The sequence below is a fragment of the Paenibacillus sp. NPDC058898 genome (assembly GCF_049316025.1).
Classification (GTDB): Bacteria; Bacillota; Bacilli; order Paenibacillales; family Paenibacillaceae; genus Paenibacillus_AQ.
On the sequence record NZ_JBMOSM010000017.1, the window covers coordinates 34,185 to 58,084 of the forward strand.

The 23,900-nt window shown below is 45.5% G+C and carries 15 protein-coding genes; 3 read left to right on the forward strand and 12 right to left on the reverse strand.

Annotation, left to right across the window (positions count from 1 at the left end):
- Positions 1 to 197: 197 nt before the first annotated feature.
- The 7 genes from ACOZB4_RS29600 to ACOZB4_RS29630 all read right to left on the reverse strand — a co-directional run bounded on the left by ACOZB4_RS29600 (position 198) and on the right by ACOZB4_RS29630 (position 12,664).
- On the reverse strand, positions 198 to 6,278 hold the full coding sequence (locus ACOZB4_RS29600; RefSeq protein WP_379411724.1) for a CehA/McbA family metallohydrolase: 6,081 nt from the start codon (positions 6,276 to 6,278) through the stop codon (positions 198 to 200).
- A 104-nt stretch (positions 6,279 to 6,382) separates the two neighbouring features.
- The gene (locus tag ACOZB4_RS29605) at positions 6,383 to 7,489 is read right to left on the reverse strand and encodes an SGNH/GDSL hydrolase family protein (protein WP_379411727.1); all 1,107 of its coding nucleotides are present in this window, start codon (positions 7,487 to 7,489) and stop codon (positions 6,383 to 6,385) included.
- 239 nt (positions 7,490 to 7,728) lie between these two features.
- The gene (locus tag ACOZB4_RS29610; protein WP_379411730.1) at positions 7,729 to 8,484 is read right to left on the reverse strand and encodes a Cof-type HAD-IIB family hydrolase; all 756 of its coding nucleotides are present in this window, start codon (positions 8,482 to 8,484) and stop codon (positions 7,729 to 7,731) included.
- On the reverse strand, positions 8,481 to 9,317 hold the full coding sequence (locus tag ACOZB4_RS29615) for a carbohydrate ABC transporter permease (protein WP_098749545.1): 837 nt from the start codon (positions 9,315 to 9,317) through the stop codon (positions 8,481 to 8,483). The genes ACOZB4_RS29610 and ACOZB4_RS29615 overlap by 4 nt, the downstream gene beginning before the upstream one ends.
- Positions 9,318 to 9,346: 29 nt before the next feature.
- On the reverse strand, positions 9,347 to 10,297 hold the full coding sequence (locus ACOZB4_RS29620) for a carbohydrate ABC transporter permease (protein ID WP_379411736.1): 951 nt from the start codon (positions 10,295 to 10,297) through the stop codon (positions 9,347 to 9,349).
- A 114-nt stretch (positions 10,298 to 10,411) separates the two neighbouring features.
- On the reverse strand, positions 10,412 to 11,884 hold the full coding sequence (locus ACOZB4_RS29625) for an ABC transporter substrate-binding protein (RefSeq protein WP_379411739.1): 1,473 nt from the start codon (positions 11,882 to 11,884) through the stop codon (positions 10,412 to 10,414).
- 195 nt (positions 11,885 to 12,079) lie between these two features.
- A complete protein-coding gene (locus ACOZB4_RS29630; RefSeq protein ID WP_379411741.1) occupies positions 12,080 to 12,664 on the reverse strand; it encodes a YdcF family protein in 585 nt (194 codons plus the stop codon).
- Positions 12,665 to 12,984: 320 nt separating this feature from the next.
- On the opposite strand from ACOZB4_RS29630, the gene ACOZB4_RS29635 reads away from it, so the two are divergent.
- Entirely contained in the window at positions 12,985 to 14,169 is a 1,185-nt protein-coding gene (locus tag ACOZB4_RS29635) for an ROK family transcriptional regulator (protein ID WP_379411743.1), read from the forward strand.
- A gap of 99 nt (positions 14,170 to 14,268) precedes the next feature.
- On the opposite strand, the gene ACOZB4_RS29640 is transcribed toward ACOZB4_RS29635, so the two are convergent.
- The 3 genes from ACOZB4_RS29640 to ACOZB4_RS29650 form a co-directional block, all read right to left on the reverse strand.
- A complete protein-coding gene (locus ACOZB4_RS29640; RefSeq protein ID WP_379411746.1) occupies positions 14,269 to 16,563 on the reverse strand; it encodes a DEAD/DEAH box helicase in 2,295 nt (764 codons plus the stop codon).
- An 87-nt stretch (positions 16,564 to 16,650) separates the two neighbouring features.
- Positions 16,651 to 17,112: a hypothetical protein gene (locus tag ACOZB4_RS29645; protein WP_422759718.1), complete on the reverse strand. Its 462-nt coding sequence runs from the start codon at positions 17,110 to 17,112 to the stop codon at positions 16,651 to 16,653.
- A gap of 2 nt (positions 17,113 to 17,114) precedes the next feature.
- Positions 17,115 to 17,945, reverse strand: a complete 831-nt coding sequence (locus ACOZB4_RS29650) for a LytTR family transcriptional regulator DNA-binding domain-containing protein (RefSeq protein WP_379411751.1) — start codon at positions 17,943 to 17,945, stop codon at positions 17,115 to 17,117.
- A 149-nt stretch (positions 17,946 to 18,094) separates the two neighbouring features.
- On the opposite strand from ACOZB4_RS29650, the gene ACOZB4_RS29655 reads away from it, so the two are divergent.
- Positions 18,095 to 18,394, forward strand: coding sequence for a methyl-accepting chemotaxis protein (locus ACOZB4_RS29655; RefSeq protein ID WP_422759719.1), 300 nt, complete (start codon positions 18,095 to 18,097; stop codon positions 18,392 to 18,394).
- 211 nt (positions 18,395 to 18,605) lie between these two features.
- Here the strand turns inward: ACOZB4_RS29655 and ACOZB4_RS29660 are convergent, their stop codons facing one another.
- A complete protein-coding gene (locus ACOZB4_RS29660; RefSeq protein WP_379411757.1) occupies positions 18,606 to 19,982 on the reverse strand; it encodes an FAD-dependent oxidoreductase in 1,377 nt (458 codons plus the stop codon).
- A 634-nt stretch (positions 19,983 to 20,616) separates the two neighbouring features.
- On the opposite strand from ACOZB4_RS29660, the gene ACOZB4_RS29665 reads away from it, so the two are divergent.
- Complete coding sequence (locus ACOZB4_RS29665) at positions 20,617 to 21,780, forward strand: alpha-hydroxy-acid oxidizing protein (protein WP_379411760.1); 1,164 nt, start codon at positions 20,617 to 20,619, stop codon at positions 21,778 to 21,780.
- Between the two features lie 367 nt (positions 21,781 to 22,147).
- Here ACOZB4_RS29665 and ACOZB4_RS29670 read toward each other — a convergent pair whose 3' ends face one another.
- Positions 22,148 to 23,395 carry an RICIN domain-containing protein gene (locus ACOZB4_RS29670; protein ID WP_379411762.1) on the reverse strand — a complete coding sequence of 416 codons (1,248 nt, stop codon included), beginning with the start codon at positions 23,393 to 23,395 and terminating at the stop codon, positions 22,148 to 22,150.
- Positions 23,396 to 23,900 lie beyond the last annotated feature (505 nt).

The following is a 23,900-nucleotide window of genomic DNA, read 5'->3' on the forward strand; positions in this document are numbered from 1 at the left end:
CCAATAGATCGGAAGTATGCACATTGCTATAGAAATGAATTAAATATGTAGTCACCCAGATAAATACTTTTGAAATCGAAAAGCTTTATTGACCAAAATAAATCACTTGCGGACATAAATGAAAATGAGCCCGGTATAACTACCAGACTCATTTCATTAAACTGCCCAATACCTGGGATTCCTTTAACCGGGATCTTTTATTTACCTTTGCCGGCATAATAAATGTCGTGCCGTTCAAGCCGTCTCATAGCTTTCTCCGCCATGAAGGCAGGAGGGGGCGGCATCCGGTTCGCGATCCACCTCTCCCCCGTTCCGACAAAGGCCGAAGAAGTGAACTGAAGCGAAACTTCCGCATCCATGCCTAGGTTAACCCCCTCCATATCGATTTGCTTCTGAGTCAAGGTTTTTAGCTCATAGGATGAAATCAAGCCATCATACTCTGCCGTGATGAGCACTGTTCCTTCCGACTTCGCCGTTACTACACCGCTAGCGCTGATCTCCGCTATACTTGGATCACTGCTTGTATAGGTGACGTTTATCTCTACCTTTTCACGGCTTCCATCACTGTATACAGCGGTAGTCACCGTTTGATCACTCTCTCCAACGGCCAGCGTAAGCAGCCCTTCGAGCTCAAGTCCAATCAGGCGACCTGGCTCTTCTTCGTTGCCTTCTGATACCGATTGTAAAACAGGTCGTTTGCCCATACCGTCCCATCTCCAAATCGCGTTAAAGTCCCACCCTAACCTGTCTGTATAGGTGGATGGAGTCTCTATTTCAGTTTCAGATAGGCCTAATCCTTTAAGTGTTGTTAATGCTCCCTCAGCGACACCTTCTTTATCAACAATCATGCCGTCAAATGAATAATTATTTTCGAGCGTGGCGGTGTGCCCCGCAAGAACTCGTCCCATCACCCGGTTCGCCATCGTTGGCGCCGTAACCGAAGGACCCAGGGCAATGACATTTCTGACGACCGTATCATTGTATCCGTATCCAGTCACTCCGCCCGCATTGCTCGTCATTGCCCGAACGGTTCCAGACGCATACACGTTTTCTGTTAGGCTGCCCGAGTTGGTAATTCCGATTAGGCCGCCGGCCTGACTTACCTGAGCGGTTACATCCGCGGTAGAATAGCTGTTTTTTACGATGCCATTGGAATAGCCCACTAGACCGCCGACTGTGCTGGAACCTGTAATGGAGCCTGTTGAAAGACTATTCTCTATCTCGCCATTGTTCGTGTTGACGAGTATGCCAATTCTGCTCCCGCCAGTGACGCCGGCATCGATCATGGCTATATTTTTAATCATTCCGCCATTGAGATGGACTAAGCCGCCGCTCGAAGAATTAAAGTTCCTTATTTTCTTCCCGTCGCCATCCAAAACACCGGTGAACGAAACCACTTTAAAAAGTGACTCAGCCGGTTGTCCGACATAATCCAAATCATTGTCCAAAATATACTTTTCTGCCGGGAAGTTTTCCATAACGTTCAAATCAGTAATGGACTTGATTCGGTAATAACCTGCTTCATTTCTTTCCAAAGGCACGACAGGTTCGCTTGCCTCTTCAGGATGACTGCTCAATACCGGACGCTTTAAAGCATCACTCCACATCCAGATCGACTCAAAATCCCATTTCAGTCTATCGGTATACGTATTAGGGTCTTCAACCTGTTCCTGAGATAGCCCTAAACCTTTTCTGTTATCAGCAGCGGCAATACTTTCGCCTTCTTTATCCACAATCATGCCGTCGAACGCATAGTTATTCTGAAGCGTTGCGGTATGCCCGGCAAGGACTCGCCCCACCACACGGTTCGCCATCGTCGGCGTCACGACGGAAGGGTTAAGAGCAATAACGTTTCTAACAACCGTCTCATTATAGCCGTAGCCAGTCACTCCGCCTGCATTGCTTCTAAGCGCCTGAACGGCTCCGGATGCATACACGTTTTCCGTTAAACTGCCTACGTTTGTAATTCCGATTAGGCCGCCAGCTTGGTTCAGCTGGGCCGTTACATCAGCAGTAGAATAGCTGTTTCTCACGATGCCATTGGAATAGCCCGCTAGACCGCCCACTGTGCTGGAGCCTTCGATTGAGCCCGTTACATAACTATTCTCTACCGTTCCGTTGTTCGTGTTAACGAGTATGCCTATATTACTTCCGCCAGTGACGCTTGCATCTACCATAGCTATGTTTTTAATGGTTCCGCCATTGAGATGAAATAAGCCGCCATTTTCTGAATTAAAATTGGTTAAGGATTTATTGTTCCCATCAAACGTGCCAAGGAATGGCGTCGCTTTAAATAGAGGTTCAAATAGCCGCCCTTCAAAATCAAGATCATCCTCCAATATATAATTCTCATTTGGGAATTCGGATATCGTTTTTAATTCTTGAATCGAGCGAATGATGTAGTACCCCTCTTCATTCCGATCAAGCTTCGGTTTTGGGATATTGTCTTCGTTAATTTGCTCCAAATTACTTTGCAGTAATGGACGTTTGGCATCTTCGTTCCAGATCCAGATCGTATCAAAATCCCAACCGAGAGTCTCAATGAAAAAGGATGGCTTCGAGAATGCTTCTGCACCGACCCCCTGTCCTTTCTCATTGTTCGGATCATTCACCGTAACGTTCTCACTGCTAACAAACATATTTTCATCGGCGTAATTATTGACTAAAGTTGCCGTCTCCCCAGCTAGTACTCTGCCGACAATTCGATTCGATGCAGTACCTGTAACAATAGATGGATTTAACGCCATACTATTTCGAATAACCGTATTGTTATATCCGTATCCGCTGATGCCGCCAGCATTTGATTCTTCTGCTATTACGGCTCCGGTTGCATAGACCTGTTCTGTTGTACTCCCCCGGTTCGTAATCCCGATCAAGCCGCCGGCTTGCTTGCCTCGCGCATGGACTCGAGCTGTTGAATAACTGTTTCTAACGATACCGTTCGAGTAGCCCACAAGACCGCCAACCGTAGAATTGCCTCGAATAGATCCGGTACTGTAGGCATATTCCACGATCCCATCATTCTGATCAACCAGGATCCCAACATTACTTCGGCGCACATCAATGTCAGCATTGATAATGCCTACATTTCGAATCGTCCCTTCATTAACGGCAAAGAGACCCGCGCCGCCTGAGGAGACAATAACGCCTGATATCGTATGTCCTTGTCCATCAAATGTACCCGTAAATGGAGTGCCATTCGCGCCAATCGCTTCAAAAAACACGCCATTACCGTCAATGTCCCGATCTAAAATAAAATGTTTGTCCGGGAACTCATGCATTTTATAGAGTCCACTAGCACTTTTGATTTGATATGGGTTGCCTTCCGAACCATCGCCCAGCATTCCTTCTTTAGCTATTAACGGTTTCGTTAACGGCTCTTGATCGATTGGATTATTAACCACTCTTACGATGATCGTATGTTCATCGCCAAATGCAAGAGGGTTGTCAAATAAGATGATTTGTTCACGTCCGAGGTGTTCTAGGGGTGCTTCTTGAATAACCGTTTCCAACAACTGTTCACCTGTATGATCACGCTTTTCCCCGATAACGGTGACACGTTCAAGCGAGCTCGGGTAATTCAAAACCCCAACGCCCTTCAAGACGTTATTTTCTACAATTGCGCTCGTTAAGCTCATATAATGTTCAGGTTGGTTAATCGTAAATGAATCCATTTCAACTCCGTCGCTGTTGTAAGCTTTCAACGTGAGAGATTGATCGTTTGATTCTAAAATAACACCCGTCTGCTTATTTTCATCATACACGATATGATCCCAGTCAAATGATTTGTTATCAAAGAACGTTGGACCTGATGACCCAACTGTCACAAAAGTTGTTCCTAAATTCATCGCTTCTTCCGATATATCTTTTACACCATTTCGTATGGTTGTCCGTTTATAAACATGATCATGACCGCCAATATACATACTAACGCCAAGCCGTTCAAATGCTTGAGACAATTTCACTCTCATCATGTCCATACCGGTCTCATCGCCAGATTGACCGCCATAATAAGGATAATGCCCCATCACGATTTTCCACTTCTTGTCGGTTGCCCGCAAATCTTTTTCCAGCCATGACAGCTGCTTGTCGAAATCCAGCACAGAATTCAGAACAGCAATGTGCATATCGCCATAATCAAACGAATAATTCGTTTCCCGGTAACTGCCTTCACCGCTCTTCGGCAGGTTGAAAAACCCGGAGAACGGCCCGATTTTCCGCTCCGTCGCACGTTCACGGTCCCCGACAATGTGAGCAGAAACGAGACCCATATCATTGTTGTAAATGTTGCTAAACACATCATCCCATGCATACATATTGCCGCCGTTCTCGACCAAGTCTCCGACTTGAATCACAGTCTGTCCGTTTGAATTTTTCTCCTGCAGAACGTCCAGCATATTTTTAAACAGTCGGAAGTTTTCCGGATTTCGATCTGGAACTTCAAGATCCCCCATCACATACAATACGGCTTCCTCTGAAGCTGGCGCGGTCCTAAAGCTATAACTGCCGCTCCAAGGTCCAGTCGGTGACATTCCATACCGATAGTCATACTTAGCCCCTAAGTCGAGATCTGTTAAATTCGCTTCATGAGCTGCAAGCACCCGATAATTACTCTTCGCAAACGTATCGCCATACGCGACTTGAAAATAAGAGACTCCCGCTTGTACTACTTCAGCATTGTCCCACAACGCCTCTGACTCCGGTTTATATTGAACATACGACGTTTCTAACGCCTTATCCGTCACCAAATTTATTCCTACTTCACGTTCATTCCCACCTACATTAACAACGGGTTGAAATTCATTTAAAATTTTTTCGGCATCTAGCTTTTGTTGATCAACAAGTAATCGAATAAGTTCAACACGCGTATTTCCTTGAGCATCGGTTGCTACATACTTAATGAAATATTCTCCATACATGTCGACCTTGAAATGCTGATTTGCTACGGCTACTTCTCCTTTATCATTTAAAACGATGGCTTCCACCGATAAAGATTGACCGCGATTATCCGTCGCCGAAGCGCCCAGCACCTCCACTTGATCCCCAAGCTTAATAGTATCCGGATATTGTCCATGTACCGTAATTTCAGGCGCGTGAACCGTGCCCCTCGTTTCATCACCAATCCAAATTGGAGCACTTATAGCTTCTTCACCGTCTGCTTGGAAAGCTCTAACGAGGAAATAATCCCCATCTTTACTTTCTAAAGTTACTTCCTTTTTAAATTGATTGCTGGCAATATTGCGGTACTCCTTGACGATTTCACCGCTGTTTTTGTAAACAACGACTTTATCCAAATCATCGTTAGCGTCAGGATCATTTATCCGTACTTTAAGTTCAATTTCTTTTGTTTTGGCTGGAAGGATCGCCCCCATCATCTGACCTTTTGCTGAAACCGCCATTTCTAAGTTACGATCAAATGATACATAGGTGCGGTGGTTTCGCATCGCCTCGTAAAGACCTTCTCTTGTTAGATTATCCCCCCACATACCGGTCACATGGGGCTGGACCATTCCCCAATTTCCTTTGTGCTCGTCTCCGCCAAACACAGGTGAAACATGCCAGCCTTGATCTAACGCCTTGGTATAGATTGCAAAATCATTGGAGGATTTGTATTCCATCAGATTAAGGTTTCTGTCAACATCCCGGTTATAATGTTTAAATTCATTAAAACTCCAATTTCCTGACGAGCGTGGATGATTAAATTGAGCAATCGCATTAGGATCTTGGGCAAGTCTTGCGTAGAAGGTTGGCAAATCATATTTTATGTCGCTCCAGCCCCAAGTACCATCCGCACCTACTCCATGTGTTCTTGCAAACCATGGGGCATTAAATAAGTTGATATGGCCCGCTTCATCATACCAAGTCACTTCCGTACCAGGCAGCGTAATAAATTCGTGATCACGATTGTGAGCATCTGATTGCTCATGCAGCAACTTGTATTCTTCTGAATAAGAGTCTTGAACATCCGTAATAAAATCACTGCCCGTACTGATGTCATAAGTCACGTCGTGTTCAGTCACTGCATAAAAATCAAAGTCTGTATTAGCTTTCACAAAATTGTAAGCATCATCAGGCAACAATATCCCATCACTGAGAGATGTGTGGGTATGCATGTGACCTTTGAACAGTGAAGCTCCTAAGTACTTAGCTCTATCTTTTTTAGAAACACCACCTTCTGAAGACGCCGCGAATACATTAATGCCGTAACAAAGACTAACAACCCCCGCAATGAAACAAGCCATCACAATAAAAGGCAGACTTCTTCTTTGGGACTTCAATTAAAATCCTCTCCTTTTTCGGCTTAAAGTGTCTGACTGATAAACAAACAGCCCCTAAACTAAAAAATGCGTCTGAAGGCTGTTCATATCATCTATCTTGTTAATCACAGTCGCAACAATCGCTTAATGATAGGTGCAAGCGACTGTGCCATGCGCAAAAATCCGAGGTCCGTTGGATGTGTTCCGTCAACCGTACAATCATTGACGAAATCATCGCCTAGCAGCTTAAAGCCGTCAACGAAATGGAGATTACAGTCTCCTTCTGTCCGCCTCTGTTCAACGTTCTCTATCTGAATCAGCCTGCGGCGATCATGAAGCTCCCTTCTCTCCGTATAGAACTGATCTTCTGCAGTGCTAATCCTTGAGACTACTAATATAGGAACTTCGGGATGCCGCTCTCTCAAAATTTGGATGAAGGCAGGCAGCGTTCGTGCGATGTTTCCGGCTTCGCCCGTATTCCCTTCATAATCAAGAATGAATAGCCCCGGATCATCGATTTCCGACATGATATGCGCGAGCTCCGGCTCGCCCTTTCCATTCCCCGAGAAGCCAAGATTTACGAACTCCACTGGAATCATACGGCTGAGAATATTAGAATAAGCCATACCCGGCCGGGAGGCGCATCCCCCTTGCGTAATCGAAGTTCCATATATAATGACGGGTCTACTGCTTGCATAGGCAGGTGCATCGCTTATGACAGCATCCTTATCTACACCGATCCACACCTCCTCTACCCCTTGGTAGAGCGGCATGTTTAAGGTGACGGCCACATCTTTTTTTGTATCCCACTGATAAAGCTGTGATTCATATTCACTTTCCGTTGGCTTGAATTTAGCCGTGGTGATAAAGCTCTGCTCTCCCGGCTCTCCAAGATAGCAGTCAACCCCGCACTGCCCGGTAGGCGGCATATGATACATATTGGCCGGTCCGGCAAGACGCATCCTTATGACCAGCCTTGAGGAATTGGTGCGAAAGCGAATTTGCCCGCCTGCCGTACAATAAGCAAGCGTATCAACCGCGGGCGGCAAGACAGCCCCGGAAGCCAAAGGCAGGCGTCTGTAAATCCCATCCTGCGCAAGCCAAGGGAAGCCCGCGATGTGAAAGGGCGCTTCAAGCGGAGAATGCCATTTCAACTGTTCCCCATTTGTTGTCTCCGGGTATATCGTTCCGCCCAGTTGATCTAAGTTTATCTCTTTCGATTGAACGGTCATCTACGTCTACTCCCTCACTATATTTACTAGAGGTTGTTCAAAAAGTCGCCTTTTGATCACGAAGTGAGCCAAGAAGTAACTCGGCATCGAATCTTGAATTCAGCCGGTCCTTCCGGTGCTCACGTACCCAAAACGTACGCTCCGCTCCTCACTCCCTACCTTCATCCAACCTTCTCGGTGCTGAAAATCCGACTTTTTGAACTCGCACTATTAGAATCTGTTTGCTGTGTTTACTCCATTTAGAACACATATTTCCGAATCGCCTGAGCAACGCCGTCCTCATTGTTGGTAGCCGTGATTACGTCCGCTATTGACTTGATATAATCTTCACCGTTAGCCATCGCCACACCGAGACCTGCCGCCTTCAATAGCTTCGCGTCATTATCACTGTCTCCCATAGCAATTACATCGGACATAGAGAAGCCAAGCATCTGACAAACCTCGCGTACTCCGCTTTCCTTTGTAATGCCTTTAACTGAAATCTCCATATTACTAAGGGCCGAACGGGTAACTTCTAGCGTCCCCCAACTGAGCAGCTCTTCCTTAATTTCCGCGAGCTTCTGTTGATCATTGCTGCCGATGCCGAATTTCATCCAATCCCGTTCAAACATCTCAGACGTCCAATCCTTGTCGCCCGTCAGGCTTTCCACGCTGTAGCCCCAATACCACTCGCCCCGCTCGGCAGCAATGGCGTGCATATCGCGGACCGTGTCCCGAGGGAGGAAGACTCGCTTTTTAAGCCTGCCCGGTCCTTCCCAAACTTCTGCGCCATTAAGCAGCACCATCGGGGAATCGAGCCCAAGCTCGTTCAAGAAGCCCTTTGTAGTTTGCAAGCCTCTTCCGGTGGAGAATATTACTTTAACACCGTGATCTACTGCATATTGAAGCCACTTTTTGGTCTCTTCCGTAATTTGCTTTTCATCCGTCAGAAGAGTTCCGTCCAGATCCAATGCAATCAGCTTATACTTCGCTTTTACCTGATGCATGACATTCATCCCTTCACAGCCCCCATTGTGGCGCCTTCCATCAGAAGTTTTTGGAATAAAATATAAATAATAATGGACGGTACCATCGCAATGGTTACACCGGCAAACAAAGTTACCCAATCCGCAGTAAACTCCATTTGCTTGTTCGCAGAATACATTTGCACCGCAATGGGATATTTCTTTGGATCGCTCAAATAGATGAACGGCGCTAAGAAATTGTTATAGAACCCTAGGAACTTGAATACGCCAACGGTTACAATTCCCGGTGTAGACAAAGGAACAATAACACGCCAAAACTTTTGGAATAATGTAGCGCCATCCATCGTTGCGCTCTCCTCAAGCTCCATCGGCAGAGAGCTCATAAACCCTCCGAGCAGCATAAGGTAGAACACACTTTCACCCAAACTAGACAGGAGAATTAATCCGGTCAAGCTATTGGTCAAACTCAGTTCCCTCATAATGACATACTGGGGTACAAGTGCATTGATGCCAGGCAGGAACAGGGACAACATAATCAAACCCCAAATCAATTTTCTTCCTTTGAAGCTCATTCGAGTAAGCGCATAGGCGTTAAGGGTCGTAAAGAAAAGTCCAAGCACCAGACTTCCGCCAACATAATAAAGGGTATTTAAGAGTGATTGCCCAAAACCGTATTGATTCCAAGCCTTCGAATAATTCTGCAATCTTAGTTCCGAAGGCAGCGCCCATATATCTTTAAAAAACTCAGGATTGCTTTTTAACGATTCATAAATAACCCAGATTAAAGGAAATATTATAGTCAGCGACCAGGCATACAGCACCAGACGCCACACAATGTCCATTAACGTTCGTTTTTCCTTCAAACATATCCCTCCGAACCTTCATTTGGAAACTAATACTCGTAGCCTTTGTTTGGCACAAATTTATCGATTAACAGCTTTGCCGTTACTAATATGACGAATAGAATCATACCGACTGCGGAAGCGTAGCCGTAATTCCGATACTCTACGCCAAAAGCTAAGTTAAACATGTAGAGGCCGATGACGTCCGTCGACCCGAATGGCCCCCCATTCGTCATAATGAGGATGATTTCGAAGCCCTTCATTGTGCCGACGACAAGGAACAAAGCGCTGACGCGGATAATTGGCGTAACAAGCGGCATTGTAATTTTAAACAAACGTGTCATATGTCCGGCGCCTTCAAGAATCGCCGCCTCGTACAATGACTTTGGAATCCCCAGCATCGCATTGGCAAAGATAATAACGTACAAGCCGACGCCGCCCCAAACCCATGCCGGGATAATGGATGCAAGCGCAGTGCCTTCATTGCCCAACCAATAGAAATTACCGGTATCAATTCCAACGAATTTTAGAATCCCATTCAGCAAACCGTACGATCCATCATAAATGAAAGCCCAGAGGAGAGCGACTACGACCGTAGATAAAACGTTCGGGAAGAAAAACAATACCTTCAAAAATTTATTTTCTTTATACGTTTTATTGGTAATTAAATAGGCAAGGAGCAGGGAGATGACAATAACAAAGAAAGGCACCGTTATCATAAAAATCAAGTTGTGGGTCAGTGCGCGCCACACATATTTATCTTGGAATGCGGTGACGAAATTGGACAGCCCGACAAACGTTGCATCCGTAAACCCGTCCCAATTGAGCATCGCATAATAAACGGATAAAATGTTCGGAAACAACGTAAAGAGCAAATAGCCGCCAAAGGGAGGCACGATGGCTATGAACAGAAATATCCACTTCTGCGTATTCGCTTTATCTAGACCCAAGCGCTTGCGCATAGGGGTCTTTAGTGTCGTCACAACGGTTGAATCAGACACAAGAGGTCAACTCCTATCTTACTGGACGTTTATAAGTCATTTTCAGTGTGAAGCCCATATCTCAGGTTAAAACGGAAGAGCGGAGATACATCCTCCCCGCTCCATCACGTCTTATTATTTCTTTTCAGCCTCTACAGCTTTCTTCAGCAGCTCTTCAGCTTGCTCCAGTATCGGTTTCGGATCCTGCATACCCATAGCAAATTTCACAATATTCTCATTCATTAATTTTTCGGCTTGAGCAAGATTTGGATCGGAAATGTTGATAGACCGGCTTGCTTTAAAAGTCTGAGCATTATTATCTGCAATGTACTTCAGAACAGATTGAGCAGAGCTGGAAAGATTAGCTGCTCTGGCGGGATCTTCCATCAAATCCTTGCGCATTGGCAAAGCACCTGCTTTTTCGGCAGCAAATTGTTGATTTTCCAGTGTAACCAGCCATGCGATCAATTCTTTGGCCCACTTTTTGTTTAGTTCCGGCTTAGCTGCCCAGATATAATTGAAGTTTGACGTTCCGCTTCGAATCCAAAGCGTTTGATTCGTGTTATCTCTGAAAGGAACAGCCATGAAGCCCCAATCGAAGTCCTCAGGCGTTGCTTCCTTCATTTCATTCTCGACATGTGTCCCTGTCGATACCATCGCAGCTTGCCCCTGAATAACCTGCATTTGCGATTGCGTATGGTTCAATGCCGGAAGTCCTTCTGCAAAATATCCCAGCTTGCCAAGCTCATAGAAGCGCGTCCAAGTTTCAACCGTCTCTGGATTTGTGTATTGCGGCAGACTATAAGTTCTATAATCTTCGATAAATTCATCGACATGGCCATTGATATCAGCCAGCTCAAAATTTTTGGCCGTTCCGAAAGCCCAGTTATGGTAGCTTGGATGAATGCCCGGGAACGTAATTGGAGCAATGCCGTCCGCTTTAATGTCTGCTAGAAGTGCTGTAAATTCGTCCCATGTGTTCGGGTTTTGGTTCCAGCCATGCTCTTCGAATAGCTTTTTGTTAAAAAACAACCCGCCAAAGCTGCTCGCCGTAGTGAATTCATATCTTTTCCCATTGATCAGCGGTGTTGACTCGTACATGCCAGGCATCATAAGATCCTTGACCTTTTTGTCCGGTACGTCTGGAAGAGGGAATTCCCAAATGTCATCCATGGGTTCAAGCTTTCCGGCTTCAGCGAGCCCTATGATACCTCCAGACGGGTCTGTATTGAATAGATCAAACATGTCATTATCATTGCCTGCCGAGATTTTTGTAGAAAGAATCGTCTTCATATCAGCTGAAGCTGTGATGTCTACTTTGACATTGGGATACTTGGCTGTGAACGATTCAACTGCATAATCGAACCACTCCCGGCCATATCCTCCTACAAAGAAGCCTACCTTTAGCGTTACTTCCTCATTCTTCGGCAATCCATTCTCATAAACACCTACTTCAGCAGATACACCCGCCTTATCCGAACCAGCAGGAGTTGTACTTGGGCTAGCCTCGTTCTTTCCGCTGTTACCACCGCAACCAGCCAGCATTGTTAAAGATAATAGCGCTGCAACACCCGTGCTCATGAATCGTTTCATTTTTCCATTAAACATTATTTCGCTCCCCCATTAATTAATAAATAAATTGGATTAACTATTTAAGCATAACTATGTTTTGTTAATCAGCAATCAAATCAGGGTAAATAATTTGTAAATAGATACTGGATATAACCTCTGGAGCCTCACCTCCTATATGTACTGTAAACGCTTACATATTAATTACTAATTGGCCCGTTGTCAACCCTTTTATCAATTGTTTTGATCATTAATTACCCTATTTATAATTGGGAGAGTTAATCGGAATGCCCGAATTTCCAAAAATGATAATTTCATCTGAAATCCCACAATGCTTCTTAGACTTCGATTAGCACAGAAACCGCCTTTTATGCCAAGACGATGCATAATATACTTCGTGCGGCGGATATGAAATAAATTTGTTATGATAATAAACGATTTTAGCTGGTATTGCTCCATCAATTGCTTGCTAAAGATTAAATTTTGAACGGTGTTGTATGACTCGTCTTCTTTTAATAGTCTTTTTGCCGGAACGCCCTTCTCAACCAGGTACTTCTTCATCAGCTCCGCTTCCGAGTGACGTGAACCAACCGCTCCCCCCGATACAATGATATATTTGTGCCCATACTGCCGAAATAGTTTGTAAGCCTCATCCAGTCTTTCCTTAAGCAAAGGGTGTATTCGGCCGTCTTTAGATACATAGCCAAGTACAATAAGTGCATCTGCCTTACCAGGTTTCAACTTAACTGCATGCAGCCAGCATATGTAAGTCAGCACCGCCATCGCCGCTATTGCAATTATCCATCCAATCCATGCCATTATTTGCTCCTCTAGGCGTTAATTTGTTGTGTTTAATCAAATCAGTTTACAAATATAATATCTTTTTTTATCACAATGTCAATACAATCCGTTTCGTTTTTTTAGTATTTTTGGATTAAGAGCTTTCGTATGGGCTGCATCATACTGCATAGAACCGCTATCTATCGTCGTTTTTTGGAAATTTATAAGGAATGTTAGTTGAATTTAACTAACTTGCAACTTTTATTCATCTCGTATTAATGCTACACTTGAAGCAAAGTATGTTCCTAATTTGTCAAATGTTTTGAATCTATATTATATAAAACGTTGTTGGAAAGAGGATGCATATCGTGAGCGATTCGGTCAAACCAACTAGTCATATGTTATTAAAATCAATTAATCAGCAGAAGGTTCTTTTTCTCATTTACTCAGAAGGGCCGATCTCTCGCGTAGAGCTTGCGGAAAAGACTGGACTAAGCAGACAAACAGTAACCAATATCGTTAATCGCCTGTTGAAGGAAAAAATAATCGTGACAGGGGAGCTTATCGACTTGGAGGTAGGCAGCGGAAGGAAAAGAGTCGGCCTTCATATCAACAGCGGCCACTTTTATGCCATCGGGCTTGAGCTCGCCGGCAAATACATTCGCGGAAAAGTATACAGCCTGCGTCAAGAGGCTGTCGCATCAGCAGAACGCACGAGCAATAAATATGGTTCTATAGATGTGCTGATGCAGCTGTTGCATGAAGTTATTGATGAGCTGCTCACCCAGGTACCCAACACCTCCAAAGTAAAAGGGATCGGAATCAGTATGCAGGGCCTGGTAGATTCTCAGCATGGCATCGTTCTGCGGACCCCCGGCATAGGCGTTCATCGCTTGCCACTCAAGCAGCTGCTTGAAGACAAATATAACATCCCCGTGTATATCGAGAACGATGTCAATCTTCTCTCTGTCAACGAGAATATGAACGGCTCCTTGAAGGAATCCAATAACAATATCACCATTAAGTTTGATTATGGTACAGGCGGCGCAATCGTCCATAATAAACAAATAATGGCAGGATCAAGCTTTGTTGCAGGTGAATTCGGGCATTATAAAGGCTTCTATGGAGAAGATGCCTATCCATGCCATTGCGGCAGATCCGGATGCTTAACAACGCTGGCTTCCAGCAGCGGACTGAGTGTATCCATCAAATGCACACTAGAGGAGTTCGCAGAAGGCATAAGAACTGGAGATCCTAAGTTCCTTAGTTTATACGAAAAAATTGTTGATGGCATCGCGACCGCCGTTACCAATATCATTACATTTATAAATCCAGACAGTTTGCTTATGACTGGACGAGTCATTCCTACCATCAGTCCCGAAATGTTCAACGAGATTAAAGCTAGAGTGATGCACCAGTTACCTGTGACAGTTAATAACGTACAATTGATCCACCTTCATAACAAACCGGATGAAACAAAGCTTGCTGCCGGGTTAGTTATTAAACGTGCATTTGAAATACCGCTGGATACTTTATCTCTTTAATACGACGGATTAAACCATACCGGAACGGTTCATCTCTAAGGAAACAGATTTAAAACTTTGATACATCGCCATGGCATGTTCATCCTAGTTTCGTCCCGATCAAAATTCTGACCACCCGAATACCGGCCTCAGCATCTTGCGAATCCAATAAGCGATGATCGTCCCTGGGTTCCATGAACCGGGATTCTGCAAGTACTCCATATATTGATCGTTCATAATATAAGTCCAAGTGGAAGTGGGGCTCTTCAGCCCGAACTCTTCCCACTTCGCCGGATCGTTCGAACCTCCGAGCTTTACAAGCATATTTGCCGACTCTCTATTTATTTTAGCCTGAATTTGCTCGTAGGCTTGGATGATTTGCACATGAAATTCATCGATCGGATTGCGGTTAGCAAGTTTCGTTAAATGGATGCTCTCGCGAATGTATGAAACGTATGCCAGATGCTCAGCCCAGAACTTGTCGATATAATAAAGTCGTACCCGCTGCTCTGAAGGGCTCACCTTTGTCTCGCCTTTCAAAATTCCGAGCCGCTCCTCGTATAAAATACGCCTCTGTTCCTCCACCATATCCGAATAATAATTCAGTTCCTGGCGGATATGGAAGTTTTGGCCCATAATAACACGCTGAATATGCGTAATTTTGCTGTAGAGCACCGACTCTCCGAGAGCTTCATCCTGCCTAAGATCGCGATACATCGGCGGAATTGCTTTATCGATGCCGAACTGAAGGATCAACTCGTCCTCCAAGCTTACAAAAAATACGGAAGCACCCGGGTCGCCTTGGCGGCCGGAACGCCCGCGCAGTTGGTTGTCGATCCGCACGCTTTCGTGCATATGCGTACCAATCACGTACAAGCCGCCTAACTTGGCGACAACTTCTGCCTGCGTGGGGTTACCGCCGCCGAGCCGAATGTCGACGCCGCGTCCCGCCATATTCGTAGACACCGTCACGGCGCCGATTTCTCCCGCCTTGGCGATGATCTCGGCTTCTTTTGCGTCGTTTTTCGCATTCAGAACATGGCAAGGTACGCCCACAGCAGCTAGCGCCTCCGCCAGCATGTCAGACTCCTCAACGCTTGACGTACCAATGAGAATCGGACGCCCCGCCCTATGAACGGACGATATTTCTTGTATAAGTGCCTTAAGTTTGGCTTCCTTATGAGTATAAATCCGGTGCGGATGGTCAATCCGTATGTTTGGCCGGTTCGGTGGAATTTGCATGACCTGCAGCGCATAAATATGTTCGAATTCCATTGCGGAAGCGTGCGCGGTAGCCGTCATTCCGCAAATTTTCGGATATAGGCTAAGGAAGTGTTGAAGGGTGATCGTACCGAGAATTTTCCCGCCAGCTAAGGACTGCAGCCCTTCTTTGGCAGCAAGGGCCGTTTGCAGCCCGTCCGGCAAATGCCTGTTCTCCGCCACGCGGCCGGTATATTCGTCGATCAGCTCGATTTTACCGTCCCTGACGATGTAATCGACGTCTTTTATTAATAACGATTCCGCATGCAGCGCGCAATTTAACGACGATAACAAATGACTATTATGGCTTTCGTACAAATTGCCGCATCCCAGCAGCGATTCCGCTTTAGCAGCGCCCGCTTCATTCAGATAAACATTCCGCTTGAACTCGTCAAAGTCGTAATGCTCATCTTGCACAAGCTGCCTAGCCACTTCTGCGAAACGAATGCCATCGCTCTTGGAAGAGCCCGGCTCGCCGGCGATGACCAGCGGCACTCGCGCTTCGTCAAGAAGCAGTGAATCTGCTTCGTCGACGATGACGTAGTGGAAAGGACGATGCACGGTATCGGCTTCGTCTAGTGCGATCGTGTCGCGCAAATAATCGAATCCCGCCTCTTTGGCCGTAACATAGGTTATATCTGCGGCGTACGCTTCTCGTTTCTCGGACAGGCTCATGCCCGCTTGAACCGATTTTACCGTTAACCCGAGGAAACGATAGATCGGACCCATCCACTCCGCATCTCGATGTGCCAAATAATCGTTAAAAGTCAACACGTGAACGCCTTCGCCGGTTAGCGCATTTAGATAAGCAGGCATAACAGCGGAGAGCGTTTTTCCTTCGCCGGTATGCTGCTCGATCAAAAATCTCTCGTGCAGAGCAATCGCAGCCATGATCTGGACATCGTAGGGCTGTAATCCGAGCGTTCTCTTCGCTGCCTCGCAGACTAGCGCATAGGCATCGACAAGCAGCTTGTCCAAAGGCGTACCCGATTTTGCTTCCTTTTTCAGCCGGAGAGATTCCGCTTGCAGCTTCTGATCGCCCCACGCTTCCAAATCTCGTTTCCTGATAAGCTCCACTTTGTCCCGATAGCCCTTCAGCTTAAGCCGGGTGTCGCGCTCTTTGAATTCTCGCATCAACTTGACGACTACATTCATCGGAATTTGATCCCTCCTCGGTAGAAATACGCGATTCCATAGTGGTTATCCGGCATAAAGTCAGTTGAACTTGTGTAAATTTTCCACCTACTTGTCCTTTAACCGTCGTTGATACAAAACAACAGATACAATCGTTAATACAACCGTCCATGTCAAAATAATAAGGAGGGGTTTTAATAAATCTCCCGTCGTAAAGCCTATATTTTGTATATCTAGCAAATGCACAAGTTGAACGCTTGGTGCATACTCCAGCACTTTGAAGATCGGAAAATCATCCGCCAGTAACACCCCCCACGGTGCCCCAGTGAATACGAGCGCCACAGGCATTATAGATAATGATGCTTCAAGTAACGTCTTGGAGAATAAACCACATATCGTCCCGGCGGCTGTATATAGAATAATCGAAAAAATGATGGCTACCACAAACGCCCATATACTAGCTGGCTCATAGCCCAATATATACGTGGCAATCGCCAGAGCAACAGCAGACACTACAAAGACTAAAGTACTTTTACCGATCAAAACATCCATGGTCGTGGCCGGAGTCATCATTAATGATCGTAAAGTGCTTTTTGCAGATTAACGATATAGGATCGATGACATCTAAAGAATCCGAAATTTAATAATCTCTGCTCAAGCTCTGTTAGCGTCAAAGCACACACATAATGCTCTCCACTCACATGAACAAGGATCGAACCATCTATACTTTCTATGTAATCGACTTCAGGGGGATCAAATAAAATTACTTTGTCATTTCTTTTCGTAGAAATCTTCTGCAAGGTGATATTGGCCTCACCTTGTTTCTGTATTTCCTGCTTATCCCCTTCTGAGTCTCGAATATCCAATGGATGAAATCCCAATTCGTTCAATCGATAAATCGCATCGCAGGAAATCATGGCATCCTCTAAATTTGAAGTTAAAATTAAAATCTGCTTTTCCTTCGATAGGTCATCTAAAATCCGTTTAAATTGACGACGGTCTAGCTCTTCCAAGTAAAAATAGGGTTCCTCCAGTACAAGAGTAGGCTGATGCGCAAAAAAGGCACGCAGCAATGTCACATACATCCTTTTCGATGAGCTGAGGTTCTTGATTTTTACCTTCCGTTCTTCTTTTAAAGCAAAATAATCCATTAACGAAGCGACACTCTCATTCCTTTCCGTTACTTTGACTAGAAAAGTGAGTAGCTCTTCTACCGTTAAATGCATATATTCGTTTTGCCCAGCTCGAAATAAATAATATTGGGAATGATCCTCTAATTGATTCATTAAAAGCTGCTTTCGCTTCAAGTCCGTTATAATGCCAATCGCTTGGTTAGATATCATATTTAATTCGATCTTCGGTAGAAATAATTCCCCATCATAATATATTGATTGAAACTGCATGCTGCCCTCCTAGTCGGTACCTCTATAGGATATATATAACAATTATAATGTTAGGATACTTCTTTGTCAGTTTCTATTAAAAATGTATAGTAGCATGTCTTCTCTAAACCACATCAGTATATATTTTGACCATAGAATAGATATCAACCATGCATAGGTCAATTAAAGATTTTATCTATGCTATCAATTCTATCAGTTTTTCAGTGAACCAATCCGCTGAGTACATGAAATACTTAGTAGATAATGCCCTTCACATAGGAAAAATTGTAGAAGTCATCAATACAATCGCTAATCAAACGAATATGTTAGCCCTGAATGCTTCCATAGAAGCTTATCGCGCTGGAAAACATGGACGTGGTTTTGCAGTGGTTGCAGGTGAAGTGAAAAAGTTGGCTGAACAGTCATCCAAATCGGCCCAACAGATTACGTCCTATGTGGAGAGTACCTAAGAAGGAATTCAAAACGCTGTCCAGTCCATGGAGCAAGGTACAAGAGAGGTTATAGAGGGACTCCATTTGGTGATCCAAGCGGGATCATCGTTTAATGAAACTATGGAGGAGGTTACATCTTCTGCAAATGTACTGTCTAGCATGGCGGAAGAACTCCAAGAGAAAATAAGGCAGTTTAAGTTATAACAGAAGCTTCACGCCTAAGGGAAAATTACGCTTTGACTGAAGAAAACAAATCATTCAAAGCCTCACCCATGGTTGGGTGCGTAAAGATATGATCCCTTAGGAAGGTAAACGGTTGTTCCATCTGAATCGCCATGCTCACCATATTGATGACCTCGCTAGATTCCGCACAGAACAAGGTTGCTCCAAGAATCTTATTCGTATCGGCATCTACAATCGCCTTCATGAATCCGTCTGTTTCCTGGATTAAACGCGCACGAGGTATCGCGGCTGCAGAAAGCTTTGCCACCTTAATGCTGTACCCTATCTGACGTGCTTCTTCCTCACTGAGGCCGACGCGGGACAGCGGAGGATCAATGAACATGCTGTAAGGAACATTGATTCGATCTGCGGTATGACGGGTACCATTCCCAAAGAGATCGTCTTTCACGATTCGATAATCATCGAGCGATATATAAGTAAACTGTAGCCCACCCTTTACATCGCCTAATGCCCAGATATGGGGGACGGATGTTCTTAGATGCGCATTAACTTGGATAGCACCACGTTCATCTAGCTTGACACCTGCTGCTTCCAGATTAAGTCCATCTACATTTGGTTTTCTACCCGTTGCCAGTAAAATAGCATTCGCATGCAGTTCTTCAGCATTGCCCGCTACCTCATAGGATAGAACCGTTCCCTCTTGCGTATCTTTGAGTCCAATGACTTTAGCATTCAGTTTAATATCAATACCCTTCTTAGAAAGGACATCATAAACAGCATCCGCAACATCTCGATCTTCACGCGCAATGAACTTTGGTCCTCCTTCTAAAACGGTTACTTCCGAGCCAAATTGACGATAGATGGAGGCAAATTCTAAACCTATATAGCCGCCACCGATAATCGCCAGCTTCTTCGGCAGCTTTCTCAGATTTAAGAGGGATGTGCTCGTGTAAACATGCTGACTCTCCCGAATTCCCGCAATATTAGGGATGACCGTCTCGGCACCTGTATTAATAAAGATTCGAGGTGCAGATAAAATCGTTATCACTTTATTTGAAGTGACCTGCACTTCATGGTCGGACACAAACGATGCTGTTCCATCAAATACTTGAATATTTTCATGCTGAGCTAGATTGTTATAGTTCTTCTGACGCAGGAAGGCAGTGAGTTCATCCTTTTGCTGAATGGCTTGATCATAATGAGCGAGCTGCACCTTCGGATCTTGAACCTCTTTAACTTGTTCTTGTTTTGCTTGGTGAGCTAAGAATTTCGTTGGTATGCAAGCGATATTGATACAAGTTCCTCCATACATCTTATGGGATCGCTCGATAACCGCCACCCTCCAATTGTGGTTAGCGAGCTCCACAGCTAGTGTTTTTCCACCTTTTCCAAATCCAATAATGATGGCATCAAATGTTGTCATCTAAAATTCCCCCTACGTTTAATTTCGAGATTGAGGAGCCAAAATATATGATTTCATGGCACTCACAGCTTCTTGTGCAGACCATGAAGCACTTGCTACAAGACCAAAGTTTAGTTTCCCCGCATTGTAAGCATCCATACCTGAAGCAGCCGTCGCATCGTAAACGACACCTGCTTCAAAGCCTTAAAATTTTATGTAGGTTTGTAATGATGGTCTTGCCATCGCTGATCGAGAATGCGCTTCAAATCCTCGACTCGGAAACGCCATATCCGTGGCGTACGGGGATCGTCAGGAGGAAGGTTCAGCGTCCTCGGGTCGAGATGAGTGGGTTGAATGACCACGCAGCGTGCATCTTTTGGCTTGCTCCGCCATGAAGGCAGGAGGTTGCGGCATCTCCGATCCGCGAGGAGCCGTAATGAGGTTGTGGTATTGATATCTGTATCGATTTATTAGTGACTAATTTTCCAACCATTTGTCCAAGCTAGAACTGCGGTGAGCATTCTTATTTAGGCTAGAAAGGGTTGACCCTTTTTCAAAATGGCTGGGCATTCAGTCAAGGAGATTTTGGAGACGTTCCTATAATCAAACTTAGTGTAGGGGAAATGTCCCCAAAAAAATTGAGGGGGATATTCGGATGGCTATAGATAGCGAAACAATACAAATGGACTTTTATCATTGCGGTGATGAGGCCGCAAAGCTATTGCCAGTATCGTTCGACGAATGGGAAACCCGGGCAAAGGAAATCCTCGCTGCCGCGCCATTTGGCTACGTTTATGGCGCGGCAGGGGCAGGCGATACACATCGTGGCAATGTAGATGCTTTTCAGAAATATCGAATAAGACCACGGGTGTGTTGTGACATTACAAAACGTGACCTCTCGGTATCGATTTTTGGAACCCAATTCCCCGTTCCTTTCCTACTAGCACCGATCGGAGTCAATACAATTCTCCATCCCGATGGTGAGCTTGCCCCCGCTAAAGCCGCGGCGAAATGTGGAGTACCTTATATACTCAGCAACGTTTCCAGTGTATCTATGGAACAACTGGCAAAAGAGGTGGGAGATGGTGTTAGATGGTTCCAACTTTATCCCCCTAAAGATCACGAACTTACAAAGAGTTTCCTAAAACGTGCGGAGGATTCCGGATTCAAGGCCATCGTTGTCACAGTGGATTCGACACTCCTTGGCTGGCGCGAGACTGACTTACGTAACGCATACCTACCGTTCCTTACAGGACACGGGATGGGTAATTATTTCTCTGATCCAATCTTTTGTTCAAAGCTCAGGGAAGCACCTGATAAAAACGTCAAAGCAGCGGCCTTGAAAGCCTTAGATGAAGGGAACAATACCTGTTTTACTTGGAAGGAACTTGACTTTATTCGTGAACATACCCGGTTGCCCCTACTTATTAAAGGAATTACACACCCGGACGATGCCATTTTGGCTTTGGAACATGGCGTTGACGGTATCATTGTTTCGAACCATGGAGGTAGGCAGCTTGACGGAGCCGTAGCTACTTTGGACGTCTTGCCTTCCATTAGTGAATCGATACAGGGGAAAATCCCAATCATCATGGATAGCGGTATTCGTAGAGGAGCGGATGTCATAAAGGCCATCGCTCTTGGCGCTACTGCCGTCCTACTCGGTCGCCCGTATGCTTACGCCTTGGCTGTTGCAGGAGAAACCGGGGTAGAAGAGGTGATTAAACACCTTGTTGCCGAAACCGAACTGCAACTAGCTATATCTGGACGAGGCTCCATTCAAGAGGTGGACCAATCCCTTATCATGAAAGTGAAATGACCAATGCCAGCGGGGATGGGGGGCTTGTATGAATCTTTAATTTTTTCTGGGAAGCTATGGTCGTAATATTCGTCCAATTCTGTTTGCTGTTCATTGCAGGCAAAAATAATCGTGATCCAGTACCTTGGCTCCTTTTTGAGGGGCCCTTTTCATTTTAAGGAGGAATGCACGAATGAGGATCATGAAGACACAGCAGGACTTTCATGTCCTGTTACCGCGCCGACGACGGGGGTGTGGTCTGAAGAACTGCAAAGTTACGTGGACAGATGGGTAACGTTAAGCATCGGAAGAACGGCGGTCATCATCGGATCTTAAAAGCTGAAGAAGCCGCGATTGCCGCGTCTTCTTCAGCTCTTCCCGTCGCTTCTTATTGTAATCGGATCAGGTTCCACTTCTGGGCGCCGGTGCCGTTGTCCATCCAGATTTGCACATTTGTCCCGTTGGCCGTGCCCGAAGAGGCGACGTCCAGCACTTTGCCGCTGTTCGGGTTGATAAGCTTGTAAGTGTCGTCCGCGTTCCGGGTGATATTCCATGTCTGCGCGGCATTGCCCAAGTCGGTCCATACCTGTACGTTCGTCCCGTTGGCCGTGCCCGATCCCGCCACGTCTAGCGCGATGGCGCTATTCATGTTAATCAATTTGTAAGTGCCGTTCGCATTGCGGTAGATTGTCCATTTTTGCGCGTCGGTGCCGTTGTCGGTCCAGATTTGCACGTTCGTGCCGGGCGCCGTTCCAGAGCCCGAGACGTCCAAGGATTTGCCGCTGTTCAGATTGATCAATTTGTAAGTGCCGCCGGATACGATGTCTCCAGGCGGATTCGCGACATCTTGGTAAACCCTAACGTAATCGATGTACATTTTGGCCGGGAACGGGGTCGAGGCGTTCGGAGAGCCTGGCCAATTGCCACCCACCGCCATGTTGAGCAGCAAAAAATGCTCCTTGTGGAACTCTTCCGTCGAATTGATATTGTTCTCGATATTGGCTTCCCAGAACTGGACGCCGTCGACGAACCATTTGATCGCGCTTGGCGTCCATTCGATGGAATAGACGTGGTATTGGGTCACGTCGAACGAATGACTGGGTCCGCCATACGAGGCGTGACCGTTGGCATCCCAATGGATATACCCGTACGTGTTGTTCTCGTTATTGACATGCTCCATAATGTCGATCTCGCCGCTTCTGGGCCAGCCTACTGTTCCGATGTCCGCGCCGAGCATCCAGAACGCCGGCCAGATCCCCTGTCCCTTCGGCAGCTTGATTTTCGCTTCGATTCTTCCGTATTTGAAGCTCTTTTTTCCTTGGGTTTTCAAGCGGGCCGAAGTATAATTCATCCCCCCGTAGGATTCCCGTTTCGCCTCGATCAGAAGATTGCCGTTTTCGATCCGGGCGTTATCCGAACGGCTCGTATAATATTGCAGTTCGTTGTTGCCCCATCCTCCGCTACCGGTGCCGATTTCGAATGTCCAATTGTTGGCGTTGATCGCAGGCCCGTCGAATTCGTCGCTCCATACGAGCGAATAAGCCGCGTTAGCGTTGGGAGCGGGGAACAATGCCGCCACGAGCGCCGCGATCAGAAGAATGAAATACGTCTGTTTGCTTTTGAACAATCGCATCATTATAAATCCCTCCTCAGTAATTTGGATTTCAGACGATTTACCCGATTGCACGCCAATCGTTTTCAGATTCGCCTCCTTCGGAAGATAATAATAAAGCGCTTACAATAATAGTTTATCATAAACTAGTACATCCTAAAAATAGTTATCAATTCCTGTTTTAAACAATTTTTACGGACTGTTTTAGACTTCCGATTGTCGAAAGGGCACGAGGAGCCGCGAAACGAATGAATAACGATCCGTCATAATGAGAGGGTCCAAACGACCCTGAACGCTGGCTCCGATAATCGATTAACAGCCGCTATACAAAATGGCTGTCCCACAAGGTCGTTATAGTTCACCTGAGGGAAAGCCATTTTTGCAGGAAAAATCAATTTTTCATTAAACATCCCTATTATTTAAAATTCTCCCAAGTTTCAGTATTATACATAGAGTATTATCACTTTCCGACCCGTTTACCCACTGGAATACTCTAGCTTATTTCTATGTAGGGACACCTGACCTCGTA

Excerpts from the sequence above, each read along its gene's own strand:
- ACOZB4_RS29605 (WP_379411727.1), bottom strand. The coding sequence starts at position 7,489 with ATGACCGTTCAATCGAAAGAGATAAACTTAGATCAACTGGGCGGAACG.
- ACOZB4_RS29610 (WP_379411730.1), bottom strand. The coding sequence starts at position 8,484 with ATGAATGTCATGCATCAGGTAAAAGCGAAGTATAAGCTGATTGCATTG.
- ACOZB4_RS29625 (WP_379411739.1), bottom strand. The coding sequence starts at position 11,884 with ATGTTTAATGGAAAAATGAAACGATTCATGAGCACGGGTGTTGCAGCG.
- ACOZB4_RS29630 (WP_379411741.1), bottom strand. The coding sequence starts at position 12,664 with ATGGCATGGATTGGATGGATAATTGCAATAGCGGCGATGGCGGTGCTG.
- ACOZB4_RS29635 (WP_379411743.1), top strand. The coding sequence starts at position 12,985 with ATGCATATCGTGAGCGATTCGGTCAAACCAACTAGTCATATGTTATTA.
- ACOZB4_RS29640 (WP_379411746.1), bottom strand. The coding sequence starts at position 16,563 with ATGAATGTAGTCGTCAAGTTGATGCGAGAATTCAAAGAGCGCGACACC.
- ACOZB4_RS29645 (WP_422759718.1), bottom strand. The coding sequence starts at position 17,112 with ATGACTCCGGCCACGACCATGGATGTTTTGATCGGTAAAAGTACTTTA.
- ACOZB4_RS29650 (WP_379411751.1), bottom strand. The coding sequence starts at position 17,945 with ATGCAGTTTCAATCAATATATTATGATGGGGAATTATTTCTACCGAAG.
- ACOZB4_RS29655 (WP_422759719.1), top strand. The coding sequence starts at position 18,095 with ATGCATAGGTCAATTAAAGATTTTATCTATGCTATCAATTCTATCAGT.
- ACOZB4_RS29660 (WP_379411757.1), bottom strand. The coding sequence starts at position 19,982 with ATGACAACATTTGATGCCATCATTATTGGATTTGGAAAAGGTGGAAAA.
- ACOZB4_RS29665 (WP_379411760.1), top strand. The coding sequence starts at position 20,617 with ATGGCTATAGATAGCGAAACAATACAAATGGACTTTTATCATTGCGGT.
- ACOZB4_RS29670 (WP_379411762.1), bottom strand. The coding sequence starts at position 23,395 with ATGATGCGATTGTTCAAAAGCAAACAGACGTATTTCATTCTTCTGATC.